Here is a 16,115-nt window from a genome sequence, read left to right on the forward strand (position 1 = left end):
TGACTCTTGTCGTCTTATCTCTATTACTCTTGTCTCCTGACTCTAAAAGTCCTGACTCTAATTACTTCCCTGTGTGCCCGTAGCCGCCTTCGCCCCTTTGGGTTTCGTTCAGTACTTCTACCTGCTCCCAATTAACACGTTCGTGTTTGGCAACTACCATCTGGGCTATCCTGTCGCCGGTATTGATTTCAAAATCCTCTGTCGAGAAATTGATGAGCAATACTTTGATCTCTCCGCGATAATCAGCATCAATGGTACCCGGCGAGTTAACAATGCCAATACCATGTTTAAATGCCAGGCCGCTTCTCGGGCGGATCTGCGCTTCAAAGCCTTCGGGTAATTCAATATATAAACCTGTTGGAATGAGTTTACGTTCCATTGGTTTAAGCACTACCGTAGTTTCTACATCGGCACGCAGGTCCATGCCTGCCGCATGAGCGGTTTCATAGGCCGGTAAACTATTTTTTGATTTGTTAATTATCCTGATATTCATCGCTTGTTTAATATAGCTTTTAATTGGTTACGTTCAAAATAAAATGCACACGCTGCAAATAACAGTAAAAGCCCGTTACCAACAAAAATATTGCGCTTAAATACCGTAAACGACACAAAAACAAACACTATTGAGACAATTATATACGCCAGGTTCTTTTTTAAGTTGTACGGAATGGGGTAATTTTTTTGCCCCCACAGGTACGAGAGTATCATCATTGTTGCATAAGCTGTGAGTGAAATCCAGGCCGATGCGATATAACCATAATAAGGGATAAATATTAAGTTAAGCACGATGGTAACTATTGCACCAATGCCGGAGATATACAAGCCATATTTAGTTTGATCGGTCAGTTTATACCATACTGATAAATTCATGTAGATCCCCAAACTCACATAACCAAACAAAAGTACAGGTATAACTCCAATGCCCGACCAGAACAAGGCAACCTGTGCAGGGTCTTTACCTTTAATAAAATATTTCAGGATCTCAATATTGGCCACCAAGGCTACAAATATCAAACATACCGCTATTACAAAATAATTCATGATAGTGGCATAGGTTTGTGTCGCGTTTTTATTTTTAGCATGGCTAAAGAAAAACGGCTCGGCACCAAGCCTGAAAGCGTTAACAAAGATGCTCAGGAATATAGAAATTTTAGCACATGCTGTATAAATACCCACCTGCGTGGCACTCTCACCCACCGGCAGCAATTTACCCAATAAGATCTTATCGAGGTTTTCATTAATGAGGTATGAAAAATTAGCAACAAGAACCGGCCAGCTGTAAACCAGCATCTCCAGAAACAAAGCTTTATTAAATCTTGGCCTTAGTTTCAGAAACTCGGGCAGTAACATGAGCATAGTGGCCAAACTGGCTATCAGGTTCGACATAAAAACATAACCTAACCAGCCCTTATAGTACCATGTGCCGATCCAGGCAGTGCCGGGTAAATTATGTTTGATAAAAAAAGGCAGCCCGTAAATAAAAATAAGGTTAAGGCTTACAAATATTACAATATTTAAAAACTTGATCAGTCCGTACCTGCCGGGCCGTCCGTCGGCGCGGATCTTAGCGAAGGGTATTACACAAAGCGCATCTATAATTAATATGCCAATGAAATACTTGATGTATAAAACATACTCGGCAAAGGGGGTACTGGGATCAATACGGATCCACCCGGTAATAAAGTTGGCAAAAGGAAACGTGAGTAATAAAAATAAAATCGCTATGGCAAGTATAGCGCCGAATGTATTATTGTAAACCAGTTGCTTATCATCGGGCCTTTTATTAAGATACCTGAAAAAGGTGGTTTCCATACCAAACGCAAGCAAAGCGTTGAGCATGGAGGCATAGCTGTAAAGGTTGCCAAAAATTCCGTACACCTTAACCGAATAAGCCCTTGTATAAACCGGCGTAAGAAAGAAACTTAATACCCTGCCGGCAATAGTACTTAATCCGTACACGGCAGTTTGGCCTGCAAATTTTTTAGCGGTAGACAATGATGATATTTATTTATGAGCGTCTTTTAACAACCTCAAAATTACGATAGTTTTTCAATTCGCCTTCATGGCTTTCAATGGAAGATACCTCTGCATCTTCAGGGCCTTCGTTACACCAGTCAATGAACATGTCAAGAAATGTGTCATCAGCTTCGGCTTCAATGTACACATCGCCGTTAGGCTCATTCAATACAAAACCGCGTACACCGAGCTGGTCGGCAACCGCTTTGGTTGATTTACGAAAAAAAACGCCCTGCACCTTGCCTTTAACTGTAATATTAAGATGTTTTATCATCAGTTGTATCGGGTATTAAATAAAGCTGAAAGCGAAATGCACAAAGCCTAAAGCTGATAGCCTGATTATTGATATTGTTTAACCGGATTGTATGAAACAATCAACAGGTTCTATAAAACACCGCAAAGTTAACTTTTTTCCGGCTAAGCAACCTGTTTTACTTAACAAGCGTAATTACTACAAAACGCATTACATTTTATTTTGATTGATATAACTCTAAAAATCTATTTTATGAAAAAAATTATTTTTTCTGCCCTGATCATTGCTTTTACAACCTTTTCGGCATTCGCTATTTTTGGCAACTGGAAAGTGAAAGGCGATGAAGCGCAGGTAACTTTTGAAGGCCACAGGGTAAGCGGTTCATTCAGCGGTTTAAAAGCCGATATAACATTTGATAAAGACCATCCCGAACAAGCTAAAATTTCGGCAACTATTGATGTTACAACCGCGGCAACCGGTTTCTTTATTAAAACCAGCCACGTAAAATCGGCCCTGGGCGCCGATGATTATCCAACCATCAGATTCGAATCAACCTCGGTATCAAAAAGTGGTAACGGTTACGTAGCCAGCGGCAAGCTAACCATGAAAGGCAAAACCAATCCCGAATCGATCCATTTTACGTTTGATGAAAAAGGCAGTGAGGGCGTGTTTAAAGGTGATTTTAAAGTACAGCCACCCAAATATGGTATTGACAGAAGCGGCACACCACCCGAAGTTACCATACATTTGGTTGTGCCGGTGAGCAAAGTATGATATCTGCACGAATCCTTGCATAGATTGCTTACAATTTAATCGAATTACACGAATATCTCCTTGACGCTATTCGTGTAATTCGATTTGATTCGTAAAAATCAGTACCAATTATATCAGTTTCTTCACTTTGGTTTCGGGGGTGATCTTAAACCCATCAAGGCCGCTGATCAGGTTCAGGCCCGGGGTTTTGCCTGCTTCAAGCGTGCCTTTTTCATCGTCGATACCCAGGTATTCGGCTCCATTACGGGTTCCCCATTCAACCAGGCGCGGTAAGTTTATAGAAGGGAACTTTTGCTGAATAGCACGCATCTCGCTCAGTAAGCATAATTTGCTGTTTGATGCAAGGCTATCGGTACCAATGGTAATATTAAAACCCTGGTCAACAAAAAGATCAATTTTAGGTAAACGCCCTTCAATATAAAGGTTTGCATTAGGGCAAAAACACCAATTTATCTTTCTGTCAAACCGTTTGATGAAGTAAATATCCTTCAGGTTGGTACAGGTATTATGTACCAGCAAAACCTTTTGCTTGTTAGAGAGCAGCGGGATAATAGATTGTACCGAGTTACGGGCCTGCGGTTTGAAATAGGATATATCCATACCAAAATGCTCGTACAACTCTAAAAAAGCACCAAGTTTATACCTGTAAAATTTGTTCTCATCCTCACACTCCTGGTTATGGATACTGAGCAGGTTTTCATCGTTGGCATCGCTGTGCTTTTTAATCAGCTTAAATAGCTCCTTTGATACCGAATACGGTGCATGCGGGGTTATAGAACACGAGCCGGGCTTAAATTCACTAAGCAGGACCAGCGCTTTTTCAAAAACTTCAGCAGCCTTTTCGGGCAAAAAACCAAAAGTTTCAACAAAGGTATGATAGTATAACTTGCTTTGTTTTTTCATCGCAACACTATTATTAGTGTTGGAGATATCACCAACGGCTACAATACCGTTATCATACATTTCCTGATCGGCCTTAGCTATGGCATCAAGAATCTCCTGCTGATCGGTATTGCGTAAGGATTGAACGTCTTTTATAAAATTTACCAGGCCGCCTTTGGGCTTTACTTTATCTTTTAAATGAGAAAGTTCGGTATGGCAATGCGTATTGATAAATCCCGGGCAAATAACACCGCTTACCTGCTGTATTTGCCCGCCAGGGGACTTGGTATTATCGGTAACAGCTATGATCTTCCCCTGATCATCAACAGTAACTATTCCATTTTTAATCGGATCGGCATAAACAGGAAAAACGTAATCGGCTCTAAAACTTTTCATTAAAATTTAAACTTGGTATCGTAACACATAACGTTTTTCAAAACAATCTGTCCTGCAAAATAAGTACAATTAACTTTTAGTTATTGTTTTTTATTAGCCAAAAAGAATGACTTTAAAAAAAGATAGATTTTTTTAAATTTAAGTACTTTTGCACTGTGAACAATACAAAAGATAAAATTGACATCCGTAGCCTGAGCCTGAATGCTTTACAGGAGCATTTCATCCGTATGGATGAAAAAGGCTTCAGGGCAAAACAGGTGTATGAATGGCTTTGGAAAAAATCTTGCTTTTCTTTCAACGAGATGAGCAATATTTCAAAAGAACTCCGTGCTAAACTGGATGCAAATTTTGTAATTAATAATGTAAAAATTAATTCTTCACAGATTAGTGCTGATAAAACTATAAAAAATTCTTTTATTTTACATGATAACCACTTAATTGAGGGCGTTTTAATTCCAACTCCCGGCCGCATGACGGCCTGTGTATCATCGCAGGTGGGTTGCAGCCTTACCTGTAAATTTTGCGCCACCGGTTATATGGAGCGTAAAAGGAACCTCAACCCCGATGAAATTTACGACCAGGTAGTTTTAATTGATCAGCAAGCCCGCGAAAACTACAATCAGCCTTTATCAAACATTGTTTACATGGGCATGGGCGAGCCATTGCTTAACTATGCCAACATGATGAAGTCGATAGAGCGCATCACCTCCGAGGATGGGCTTAATATGGCTGCCAAACGCATTACTGTATCAACAGCCGGCATCGCCAAAATGATCAAAAAACTGGGCGACGACCACGTAAAATTTAACCTTGCCCTTTCCCTGCACGCGGCAAACGATGAAAAGCGTAATACCATTATGCCTATCAACGAACAAAACTCGTTAAAAGCATTGGCCGAGGCATTGAAATACTACTATGCTAAAACCAAAAACCCGGTGACCTACGAGTACATTATTTTTGATGGTGTGAACGATGGTATCCAGGACGCTATGGAGCTGGCTAAATTTTGCAAACACCTGCCCTGCAAGGTCAACATCATTGAATACAATCCTATTGCTTTTGCCAGCTACATCAACGCCGGCGAGGATAAAGTTGAAGCATTTGCCGATTACCTCACCAAACAAGGTATTAACACGCACCTCCGCCGCAGCCGCGGCAAGGATATTGACGCTGCCTGCGGTCAGCTTGCCATCAAAGAAAAAGATAAGCTGGCCGAAGTTTAAAAAATCCGTATTAAATTGAGGGCATGAAATTACTGCGTGCCTACCTTTCAGATTTTGCCGCCCTGCTGTTCCCGGAGCTTTGCCCGGCCTGCCAGGCCAGTTTGGTAGCAGGTGAGCATATCATTTGCAGCGATTGCCGCTTTAATTTACCGTTCACCAATTTTCATCAGCAGCCTGCTAATATTGTAGCCCAGCAATTTTGGGGTAAAATTAATGTTGAAGCCGCCTACGCGCTTTATTATTTCCACAAAGGAGGAAAGATCCAAAACCTGATGCACCATTTTAAATACAAAGGCATGCACCAGATCGGTAATCTGCTTGGAGCCATAGCAGGGGCACAGCTGGCCGCAAATGATATTTTTAATACAGCAGATGTAATAATTCCAGTACCCTTACATAAACGCCGCCTGCACGAACGCGGTTATAATCAAAGCGCCTGCTTTGCCTATGGCCTTGCCGAAAAATTAAACGCGGTTGTTGATGAGCACAGCCTTGTACGTATGGTGGCCACCAAAACACAAACCCAACGGTCGCGCTTTGCCCGGTTTGAGAATATGCAGCATGTATTCGCGGTTAAAGATCCGGCTGCGCTTGAAGGTAAACACGTTTTATTAGTTGATGATATAGTAACCACGGGCTCAACGCTTGAAGCCTGCGGGGCTGAGTTATTAAAAGTGCCGGGGTTGAAGTTGAGTATAGCGGCTATAGCTTATGCGGTGTAGAGTAGTTTACAATCCGCCATTGCGAGAAATGAGCCTGGGCGCGACGTTGCAATCGCATGCTATACAGGGTGGTCATGCTCCCGTTCGATCGCCTCGTTGTCGTTTATAATGACGTGATCGTAAGTTATTGGCTGTTGGGTGTGCTTTTTTATTAATTTTATAATATGGGCGTTGCCTGCGGCCCGGGCTTTCCGTTGCAAGTCCTCGCCTTTCCTGCCCTCAACCCCTCTGCGCGCTCCGCGCTTTTCACTGCAATCCCTAACGCGGCCCACGCACAACATCGCTAAAATATATTTAACGTTATCACATTTTTTTTTCAGGTTCCCTGATAATTATTCACAATGACATGGATTTTTCCGACTAACCTCTAATTTCCAGTCTCTAATCACTAAACTCTACTGCTGCTGGTACCTGCTTAATTTATCGTAAAGCACCCTCGGATCAAAGGGTTTAAGAATGTAGTCATTCATTCCGGCATCGTTAATCTCGCCCATTTGGTTGCTGAGCATAGAGGCTGTAAGGGCAATGATCGGCAACTGCTGGAAATAAGTTTCTGTTTTAGCGCGGATAATGCCTGTAGCTTCCAAACCGCCCATTTCGGGCATGTGGATATCCATCAGCACTACGTTGTAGTTGCGGTTGGTTTCAACCTTTTCAATAGCTTCAATGCCGTTTTCGGCAAAATCAGCACTGGCACCCCATTTCTTTAATATCTTATTAATGAGCAGGCGGTTAATCTGGTTGTCATCAACTACTAAAACATTTATCTTAAGTCCTTCTTCCACGTTATTACTATTTCTGTTTAACTGGTAATCTCCTTTTTTAAAGCCTATGGTAAACCAAAATGTTGATCCCTGTCCCGGTACGCTATCAACATTTATGCGCGAGTCATGCAGTTCAATTAACCGCTTGCTGATAGCGAGGCCAAGGCCCGTACCTCCAAACTTACGTGTAGTATCCAGTTCGGCCTGCTTAAACTGCTCAAATATAGTACCCAGTTTATTTGCGGCAATGCCTATGCCGGTATCAATTACTGCAAACCTGATGCGCACATCTCGCTCTGACTCCTGTATCACTCTCAGATCGATGGTAACTCCACCTTTTTCGGTAAATTTAATGGCATTACCAACAAGGTTTAGTAATATCTGGATTAGCCGGGTGCGGTCGCCCAAAATTACTTTGGGTATAGCCTCATCAATGCTTTTGCTAATATATATATTTTTTTCGGCGGCTTTATACTGCATGGAGCTTGTTATGCTTTGAACAAGCTCGGTTAAATCAACCCGCTCCTTCTCCAGCTCAACATTCCCGGTTTCGATCTTGGCAAAATCAAGCACATCGTTGATAAGTGTCATCAGGTTTTCGGCCGAGAATTTCAGAATATTAAGGTTTTCCTTTTGCCCATCAAGCGGATCATCCTCCAGTAACAAATGCGACATACCAATTACGGCATTCAGCGGTGTGCGGATCTCGTGGCTCATTACCGATATGAACATATCTTTAGCGCGGCTCAACTGCACAGCTTCCTCCCTGGCATTGATCAGTTCAATTTCGGCCTTCTTTTTAGCAGTTATATCAATGATAACCTCTATATACTTATCAACCTCGCCTTTACTGTTAATGATCACCGAATTAATTACCGAGATCCACAACGGCTGCCTGTCTTTCCGGTAAACCAGCAGGTCAACCTCAAATGATTGTTTATTGCGGGATAACTCCCGTGCCTTTTGAATAATAGATACGTCTGTAAGTTCCCCTTTTAGCACATCACCAAGATGATTGTCTTTTACATCAAGCAAAGTATAACCGGTTATTTGCTCAAAAGCTTTATTTACCCATTCAACCTTACCATCGCTGTTGTTAATTACAACTCCGCTGGCTGTACTACTGGCCACTAATGAAAGCATGGTTACCTGCTCTTCAGTTTTCTTTCGCTCCGTAATATCAACCATTACGGCAATCTGCCGTTCAACACTACCTGTTTCGTTAAACAACGGGGTATTTGATAAAAATACCCAAATTGGTGTTTTATCTTTTTTATAAATTTTTATTTCAACTTCGTAACCCCGCTTTTCTTCTACGGCTTTTACTGCCGCTTTAAACACGCTGATGTCGGTATCTTCGCCAAGCAGCATAGTGCCAAACATTTTACCACGCATTTCGTCGAGCGTATAACCTGTTATATTCTCCAGGGCCTCGTTCATCCAGATCACCTCGCCAGTATTACTGCGGATCAGGATGCCGCTGGGCGATTTACGGGCCGCGAAGGACAGGATCTCCAGTTCCTGTTCTATCTTTTTACGCTGGGTTATATCAATAATAACCCTGATAAATTTATCTGTTTGCCCGGCGCTGTCGCGAATCACCGAGTTAAATACAGAGATCCATACCGGTTCACCATCTTTTTTATCAATCAGCAGGTCCACTTCGTAGGATACCTGGTTGCGGATGGCTTCATCCAACCGTTTTACAGCTTCGGCATCCAGCGGTACGCCTTTAAGTACATCGCGCAAACGCCGGTTTTCTACATCGGCCCGGCTGTAACCTGTTATCTGCTCAAAAGCTTCATTGGTCCATATCACCTCATCGGCCGCATTGCTGATCACCACACCACTGGTAACTTTACTTGCAACCAATGATAGTAATGCTACCTCATCGGCTACCTTTTTTTGATAGCTGATATCGCGCCCGCTGGCAAACCATTTATCACTTTTAAAAGTTACCGACCAGCTAATGCATTTAACATCGCCCGATGGTGTTATGATATTCGCTTCTATTTCAAAATGGCGTTGCTGCCTGCTCAAGCCTTTTTTCAGTACCGACAGCAATGTAGCCTGCTCTTCTTCAGGAAAAAAACTCCAGATGGGCTTGCCTTTAACCTCAGCAGCTAAATAACCCAAAATCGGTTTAGCAGAGCGGTTGATTTGCTCAATATTAAAATCCCTGTCCATGATACAATGGATATCGGGCGAACTGTCAAAAAGATCGTGAAACTCCTGGTGGCTTTTCAAATTTTTCTCCAATTCAAGCTTCTGTTTCCGGAGTAGCAGGTGCGACATGACCTCATCAGCCAGCGTGCGGAGCGCGTCACGCTGTTCGGCTGTGAGCTTACGCGGCTTTGTATCGATCACGCATAATGAACCGAGCCTGTGGCCATCCGGATCAATCAATGGCGCGCCGGCATAAAAGCGTACGCCCATTTCACTGGCTATGGGGTTATCCTTGAATTCCTCATCCGCCTTAGAATCGGTTATTTCAAGAAGCGCGTCGGATTGGATAGTGCGGTTGCAAAAAGCGTCGGCGCGGGGTGTTTCCCCCACGTCGACGCCGTATGTTGATTTAAACCATTGCCTTTCGGCATCAAGCAGCGATATCAGCGCTGCCGGTACCTGGCATATATAGGAGGCTAAACGCGTAATGGCGTCGTACTCCTTTTCGGGCATGGTATCCAAAACATTGTATGATCTAAGCGCAGCTAAACGCTTATTTTCTATGTTTGATGGATCTTCCTGCCTTGGTGTCATTTTTATTCCGAATCCTTATCTCTGTACAACGGGAAGTCGTACATTAACTTGTGAACCCTTTTACGAATTTTCTTGATAGAATGTTCATTTTCAGGATCAGAAATTACAGCATCTATCAATTCAACAATATGCTCCATATGTTTTTCCTTCATTCCGCGGGTAGTGATGGCCGCAGTACCTACACGGATACCTGAAGTTACAAATGGCGATTTATCATCATATGGCACCATGTTTTTATTCACAGTGATATCGGCAGTTACCAAAGCATTTTCGGCAGCTTTGCCTGTAATATTTTTATTACGAAGATCGATCAGCATTAAGTGGTTATCGGTACCGCCGGATATGATCTGGTAGCCCAGTTTCACAAATGCTTCGGCCATAGCGTCGGCATTCTTCTTAACCTGCACAATGTATTTCATATAGTTTTCGCTCAAAGCCTCACCAAAAGCAACTGCTTTGGCGGCAATGATATGCTCCAACGGACCACCCTGCGTACCCGGGAATACGGCCATATCCAATAATGACGACATCATCCTGATTTCGCCTTTAGGGGTTTTGATACCAAATGGGTTTTCAAAATCTTTACCCATCATGATTAAACCACCACGCGGACCGCGTAAAGTTTTGTGGGTAGTGGTAGTAACAATATGGCAATGCGGCAGCGGATCTGTCAGTAAACCGCGGGCGATTAAACCTGCAGGGTGCGAGATATCGGCCAATACCAGCGCACCAACTTCATCAGCTACCTTGCGGATAAACTCATAATCCCAATCGCGTGAGTAAGCCGACGCGCCTGCAATGATCAGTTTCGGTTTTTCGCGCAGGGCTACTTCTTTTAACTGAGCATAGTCAACCAAACCAGTTTCTTTACTTACACCATAAAAATGAGGTTCATACAATTTACCCGAAAAGTTAACAGGCGAACCGTGTGTTAAGTGACCACCATGTGAAAGGTCAAAACCTAATATTTTATCGCCCGGCTGCAATACAGCAAGCATAACCGCGGCGTTTGCCTGCGCACCAGAATGTGGTTGTACGTTAACCCACTCGGCGTTAAACAATTGCTTGGCACGTTCAATAGCTATGGTTTCAATTTCGTCAACCACCTGGCAGCCGCCGTAATAGCGCTTGCCCGGTAAACCTTCGGCATATTTGTTGGTTGCAACAGAACCTGCAGCTTCCATAACCTGCCTGCTTACAAAATTCTCAGATGCTATAAGTTCAATGCCCTCTTCCTGGCGTTGCTGCTCTTCATCCAATAGCTTAAATATCAGTTTGTCTCTTTTCATTGTGTGTTTTTAACGGCGCTAAGTTACGCAATTGATATAGATTTGAGATGTGAGATATGAGATTTGAGACAAGAGTAATGTTAGATTTTACTTAGATAAGAACAAGCACAATATAATTTGCCACTCAAGGGTTTATAGCAAATAAATTATCCAAAATGAATAGATATACTTATACTATTGAAGATCAATTTAACCAATAAACAAGCATATAACTCCAATTATCGCTTTATTCACCAGGAAATCTGGATTTTATTCTTTCATCACCAGATCATGAGCAATCCCTTCGCCCATATCAAGTTGTTCTTTAGCTTTTTGAATAGCCCGCTTGATTTCCCCGGGAACATCAGTCCAAAAATCAGCCTCCGATAAACTAACCGATGGCCTCCTGTTTTTTAAAACACTTGGCTTATTCTGTCTCATATCTCAAATCTAATATCTCATATCTCTTTAGGCGAAATCCAAAAGTTATTATAACCCAATCCAATCTGGATATCTATCAGCTCCTGTTGCAACATTTCAAGCACCGCCAAAAAGTTGTATACAAAATGAACTTTGTTTTCAGATTCTTTGGCGATAGCTTTAAAATCGAGCATTTTATTGATCTTGAGCAGATCGGCAACTGCCTTCTTTTGTTTTTCAATGGTGTAGGGATACTGTACTACCGTGTGTTTCACCTCCTCGCTGCGCCTGGTGAAATTGCGGATCATCCGCTCATAAACAACCATAAGGCGGTAAAGGGTTAATTCGGATAACTCTTCGCCGGGCACGGCTACTTTCTCAACCTGTTCGAGGTCATGTTTGATATTGCCGCGCTTTTCCTGTTTAAAGCGCTCATCTTCCATCGGCCTGATCTCTTCACACACCTCTTTGAACTTTTTATACTCGATGAGTTTCCTTATCAGGTTTTCTTTGGTGTCCGGGTCATCGCCTGCTTCTTCGGTGCCATAACGCGGCAACAGCATCTTGGCCTTAATACGCATAAGCGTTGCCGCCACGAAAATAAATTCGCTGGCAATTTCCATATTGAGGCTTGACATCTGGTGCAGGTAGTTCAGAAAATCATCGGCAATTTTGGCTATCGGGATATCGTGGATATCCAGCTCATCGCGTTCAATGAAAAACAGCAGCAGGTCAAACGGGCCTTCAAACTGGGGTAACCTAATGGCAAAACTATCGTCGGTCATAAAATCCGGTCAAAAATAAACATTTCGGCCGGATTCATCACAGCAAGAATTAAGCTGCAAAACACAGGTTTTCAATCTTGAAAACCAATAATCCGCTGTTTCCGTCTGCCATCATAATATGCCTTAATGTGTCATTTTGTTTGGCATATCCTGTTTGTTAAGTAATTTAATATCTTTATATACCCAGAATTTAACAATAATTACCTTATTTTGCAGGTTAAATATCCTTACGAATGTCAATGCAGGTACCGGCCGGGAATTTATTACAAAAAATAAATTATCCATCTGATTTAAAGCTACTTAATGAAAATGAGCTTGAACAGGCATGCAAGGAGCTACGCCAGTATATTATTGACGTAGTATCAGTTAACGGCGGCCATTTTGCTGCCAGCCTGGGCGTGGTTGAACTCACCGTAGCCCTTCAATATGTGCTTAATACACCTTACGACCAGTTAGTTTGGGACGTTGGCCACCAGGCTTACGGGCATAAAATACTTACCGGCCGCCGTGATGAGTTTCATACCAACCGGATCCACGGCGGTATCAGCGGATTCCCCAAACGGTCGGAAAGTGAATACGATACTTTTGGCGTAGGCCATTCATCAACCTCTATATCTGCCGCACTGGGCATGGCTGTTGCCTCCCACTATAAAGGCGAAACAGACAGGCAGCACGTAGCCGTAATTGGCGACGGGGCCATGACCGCGGGTATGGCTTTTGAAGCACTGAACCATGCAGGCATCGAAAACTCCAACTTATTGGTGATCCTGAATGACAATAATATGTCCATCGATCCCAACGTTGGCGCATTGAAAGAATACCTGACTGATATCACCACCTCAAAGCCGTATAACCGTTTCAGGGATGACATTGCACATGTGCTTGCCAAACTATCATCAATTGGTCCGGATGCCTTTAAGATAGCCCAGAAGCTTGAAAAAAGCATTAAAGGCACCCTGCTTAAACGCAGCAACTTTTTTGAAGCGCTTAAGTTCAGGTATTTTGGCCCTATTGACGGGCATGATGTAAATCACCTGGTAAAAGTATTGAAGGACCTGAGGGATATCCCGGGCCCTAAATTGCTGCATTGCATCACGGTAAAAGGAAAAGGCTACGCACTGGCCGAAAAAGACCAGACCAAGTGGCATGCTCCCGGCTTGTTTGATAAAATTACCGGCGAGATCAAAAAAACTAAATACGATAAGCCACAACCTCCTAAATACCAGGATGTGTTTGGTCATAGTATAATTGAACTTGCCGGGCAAAACCCTAAGATCATGGGTGTTACCCCGGCTATGCCATCGGGCTGTTCATTAAACCTGATGATGAAGGCCATGCCAAACCGCGCGTTTGACGTGGGTATTGCCGAACAGCATGCGGTAACTTTCTCTGCCGGTTTAGCCACACAAGGACTTGTTCCGTTCTGCAACATTTATTCCAGCTTTATGCAGCGGGCTTATGACCAGGTGATCCATGATGTGGCCATACAAAAGCTCAATGTAGTGTTTTGCCTTGACCGCGCCGGATTTGCCGGAGCTGACGGCGCCACGCACCACGGTGCTTATGACATTGCATATATGCGCTGTATCCCTAATATGGTTGTATCAGCGCCAATGAATGAGGAAGAGCTGCGCAACCTGATGTATACTGCCCAGCAGGAGAACATGGGGCCGTTTGTAATCAGGTATCCACGCGGCAACGGTGTTATGGTTGACTGGCAGCGACCGTTCAAAGCCATCCCCGTAGGCAAAGGCCGTAAGGTTTCTGATGGGGATGATGTGGCGATCCTGTCTGTTGGCGCTATCGGCAACGAAGTAGTTAAAGCTACTACCGAACTTAATGCCGAAGGCTACAACCCGGCTCATTACGATTTGCGTTTTGTAAAGCCGCTTGATGAGGCTTTGCTGCACGACGTATTCAAAAAGTTTAATAAAATAATTACTGTTGAGGATGGCTGCATTGAAGGCGGTATGGGCAGCGCGGTGCTTGAATTTATGATTGATAACGGCTATACCAATATCCAGGTTAAACGCCTGGGTATCCCTGACAAATTTATTGAACATGGCGACCAGCCCGAACTATGGGCCGAATGCGGTTTCGACGCCCATGGCATAGCCGAACAGGTTCGCAATATGGCAGAGAAAAGGAATGTGAATACGATAGCATCGTAATGCAAAATTGTTATTACGTATAAAACATAAAAAGCGACCGATGGTCGCTTTTTATGTTTTGTTAAAATTCTTTAATCATGCAGAGCCCCAATTAATTCGCTTTATACCTCGCCAAATCATTATATATAGCACGGAATGAACTGCGGATACCAAAGGTTAACATTGATGTTTTATCATTAAACTGACTGTTCTTTTCACGGCGTACCAGGCCGCCAAGTTCAAACCTTAAGTTATACTTAGGGTTAATTAAATAGGCCACCTTTCCCTCCAGGTAAACCATATTGGTGGTTAAGCCCTGCCCGGTGTAGTTGCCATATAACCTTGCCGGGTCACGATAACCCTGAAAGGGGTCCTTACCATAGTTCAGGCCATCGATATCAAGCCCGTAATGCCCATAGTCGAGCTCTCCTGAAAAATCAAACCTTTTATATGAATAGTTAAGCAGTCCAACTACTTCGCGGAAATTGGCACCCCAGGGATGTCCTATCGGCTCGCCATTTTCAGTGTAATTGATCACCGAAGAACGCTCTGAATAGGTATATGGTTTAACATTATTTGTCTCGAGCAAATAGTTTAAGCCTTTAACATTAAACAGGTTAGCCCCTCTTACACCCAATTGAAATCCGTATTTATTACGAGAGCTCCCTTTACTTGAAAAGAAGCTTGAAGACTCAAACTCATCAAGCGAAAACTGACCATAAGCGGTGATGCCGTCAGTTAACTTATATTTAGCTGTAAATCCTATCAAAGCGTTATCGGGTGAGCCATTTGAAGCTTCAACCGGCCTTAAAAATATCACCGGGTTGATGTAAGTAAAATCAAACCCGCGTTTATGGCCCAAATCATCTTTTGCCGCCCATACCACCGCATCAAAGAAACCGAGTGATAGCCGGTTAGATACGTTCCAGTCTAAATAGTGAAATACACCAAATTTTTTCCTGTCCCCATTATCTACTTTTACCGAAAGCGGGTCGTTAAAATAAGTCCACATGGCCATATAACGCACATTGCCCAGCGTTGCCGTTAACTTGAAAAATGGGTAGGGCGATGCATAATCAGATAATAATAATGACCGGTAGCCATCGCCAACAAAGGTTTTATCGCGCCCCGCGCTGATGTTCAAAAACTTTATCGGTGTATACGAAACGTTAGCCGTGATATATGACCAGCGGTATTCATTGCCGTAAATACCGGCGTATGCCTGCCCGGGTGCTATGCCAACCTGGTTAACGTAGGTCTGTAAATAATTAGGTAATACCGCGCGGTTTTCATAACCAGCCACATTATATGAAAAGTTTTTTCCGAAGGTGCCGCCCAACTGGATCCCAAGCGTACCAAAATTGGTGTTCTTTTTGCCGGAGAAATCACGGCTCAGATTAAAATCGGGCAACAGATCGGCATAGAACGTGGAGTTGCTATTTTTAACATCAATCTGATGCTCATTAAAAAAACGCCCTTTAAGATCGTTTAAGTTCATCAATGAATCATAGTGAACTTTCAAAAGTGAGTCATCAACCATAAATGGTTTTAATGAACTATGTACCCTTGTTTTGGTGGAATAAACATCCTCATTTAGTTTCTGGTAAAACTGGTAGTTATAAGGTTGATATATTGACTGGGCCTTCGCAAACCCGCTTATCAAAAGCAGTAAGATAATGCTTGTAAATATTCTCTTCATATA

At 42.9% G+C, this 16,115-nt stretch carries 13 protein-coding genes; 4 read left to right on the top strand and 9 right to left on the bottom strand.

Going from position 1 to position 16,115, the window contains the following annotated elements:
- Positions 1-61 precede the first annotated feature (61 nt).
- From dut to MusilaSJ_RS12120, 3 genes are read right to left on the bottom strand one after another with little or no spacing between them, the layout of a single operon-like run.
- On the bottom strand, positions 62-493 hold the full coding sequence (gene dut, locus MusilaSJ_RS12110) for a dUTP diphosphatase (RefSeq protein WP_274990183.1): 432 nt from the start codon (positions 491-493) through the stop codon (positions 62-64).
- Entirely contained in the window at positions 490-1,995 is a 1,506-nt protein-coding gene (locus tag MusilaSJ_RS12115) for a lipopolysaccharide biosynthesis protein (protein WP_274990184.1), read from the bottom strand. The genes dut and MusilaSJ_RS12115 overlap by 4 nt, the downstream gene beginning before the upstream one ends.
- A 13-nt stretch (positions 1,996-2,008) precedes the next feature.
- A complete protein-coding gene (locus MusilaSJ_RS12120; protein ID WP_274990448.1) occupies positions 2,009-2,287 on the bottom strand; it encodes an acylphosphatase in 279 nt (92 codons plus the stop codon).
- Between the two features lie 234 nt (positions 2,288-2,521).
- Between MusilaSJ_RS12120 and MusilaSJ_RS12125 the strand changes: the two genes are divergently transcribed.
- Positions 2,522-3,043, top strand: coding sequence for a YceI family protein (locus MusilaSJ_RS12125; RefSeq protein WP_274990185.1), 522 nt, complete (start codon positions 2,522-2,524; stop codon positions 3,041-3,043).
- A 108-nt stretch (positions 3,044-3,151) separates the two neighbouring features.
- Here MusilaSJ_RS12125 and MusilaSJ_RS12130 read toward each other — a convergent pair whose 3' ends face one another.
- On the bottom strand, positions 3,152-4,321 hold the full coding sequence (locus tag MusilaSJ_RS12130) for an amidohydrolase family protein (RefSeq protein WP_274990186.1): 1,170 nt from the start codon (positions 4,319-4,321) through the stop codon (positions 3,152-3,154).
- Positions 4,322-4,476: 155 nt separating this feature from the next.
- Between MusilaSJ_RS12130 and rlmN the strand changes: the two genes are divergently transcribed.
- Positions 4,477-5,544 carry a dual-specificity RNA methyltransferase RlmN gene (gene rlmN / locus MusilaSJ_RS12135; protein WP_274990187.1) on the top strand — a complete coding sequence of 356 codons (1,068 nt, stop codon included), beginning with the start codon at positions 4,477-4,479 and terminating at the stop codon, positions 5,542-5,544.
- A gap of 23 nt (positions 5,545-5,567) precedes the next feature.
- Positions 5,568-6,266, top strand: a complete 699-nt coding sequence (locus tag MusilaSJ_RS12140) for a ComF family protein (protein WP_274990188.1) — start codon at positions 5,568-5,570, stop codon at positions 6,264-6,266.
- 395 nt (positions 6,267-6,661) lie between these two features.
- Here MusilaSJ_RS12140 and MusilaSJ_RS12145 read toward each other — a convergent pair whose 3' ends face one another.
- The 4 genes from MusilaSJ_RS12145 to MusilaSJ_RS12160 all read right to left on the bottom strand — a co-directional run bounded on the left by MusilaSJ_RS12145 (position 6,662) and on the right by MusilaSJ_RS12160 (position 12,263).
- Entirely contained in the window at positions 6,662-9,790 is a 3,129-nt protein-coding gene (locus MusilaSJ_RS12145) for a PAS domain S-box protein (RefSeq protein WP_274990189.1), read from the bottom strand.
- Between the two features lie 2 nt (positions 9,791-9,792).
- Positions 9,793-11,079 (bottom strand): serine hydroxymethyltransferase, encoded by a 1,287-nt coding sequence (locus MusilaSJ_RS12150; RefSeq protein WP_274990190.1) that lies wholly within the window; start codon positions 11,077-11,079, stop codon positions 9,793-9,795.
- A 249-nt stretch (positions 11,080-11,328) separates the two neighbouring features.
- Positions 11,329-11,499, bottom strand: a complete 171-nt coding sequence (locus tag MusilaSJ_RS12155; protein ID WP_274990191.1) for a hypothetical protein — start codon at positions 11,497-11,499, stop codon at positions 11,329-11,331.
- Between the two features lie 17 nt (positions 11,500-11,516).
- Positions 11,517-12,263, bottom strand: a complete 747-nt coding sequence (locus MusilaSJ_RS12160) for a segregation and condensation protein A (RefSeq protein WP_274990192.1) — start codon at positions 12,261-12,263, stop codon at positions 11,517-11,519.
- Positions 12,264-12,502: 239 nt separating this feature from the next.
- Here MusilaSJ_RS12160 and dxs point away from each other — a divergent pair, with 239 nt between their 5' ends.
- Complete coding sequence (gene dxs, locus MusilaSJ_RS12165) at positions 12,503-14,434, top strand: 1-deoxy-D-xylulose-5-phosphate synthase (protein ID WP_274990449.1); 1,932 nt, start codon at positions 12,503-12,505, stop codon at positions 14,432-14,434.
- Positions 14,435-14,525: 91 nt separating this feature from the next.
- On the opposite strand, the gene MusilaSJ_RS12170 is transcribed toward dxs, so the two are convergent.
- On the bottom strand, positions 14,526-16,112 hold the full coding sequence (locus tag MusilaSJ_RS12170) for a gliding motility protein RemB (RefSeq protein ID WP_274990193.1): 1,587 nt from the start codon (positions 16,110-16,112) through the stop codon (positions 14,526-14,528).
- Positions 16,113-16,115 lie beyond the last annotated feature (3 nt).

Origin of the sequence: Mucilaginibacter sp. SJ (genome assembly GCF_028993635.1) — a bacterium.
In the GTDB taxonomy this organism is placed as follows: domain Bacteria; phylum Bacteroidota; class Bacteroidia; order Sphingobacteriales; family Sphingobacteriaceae; genus Mucilaginibacter.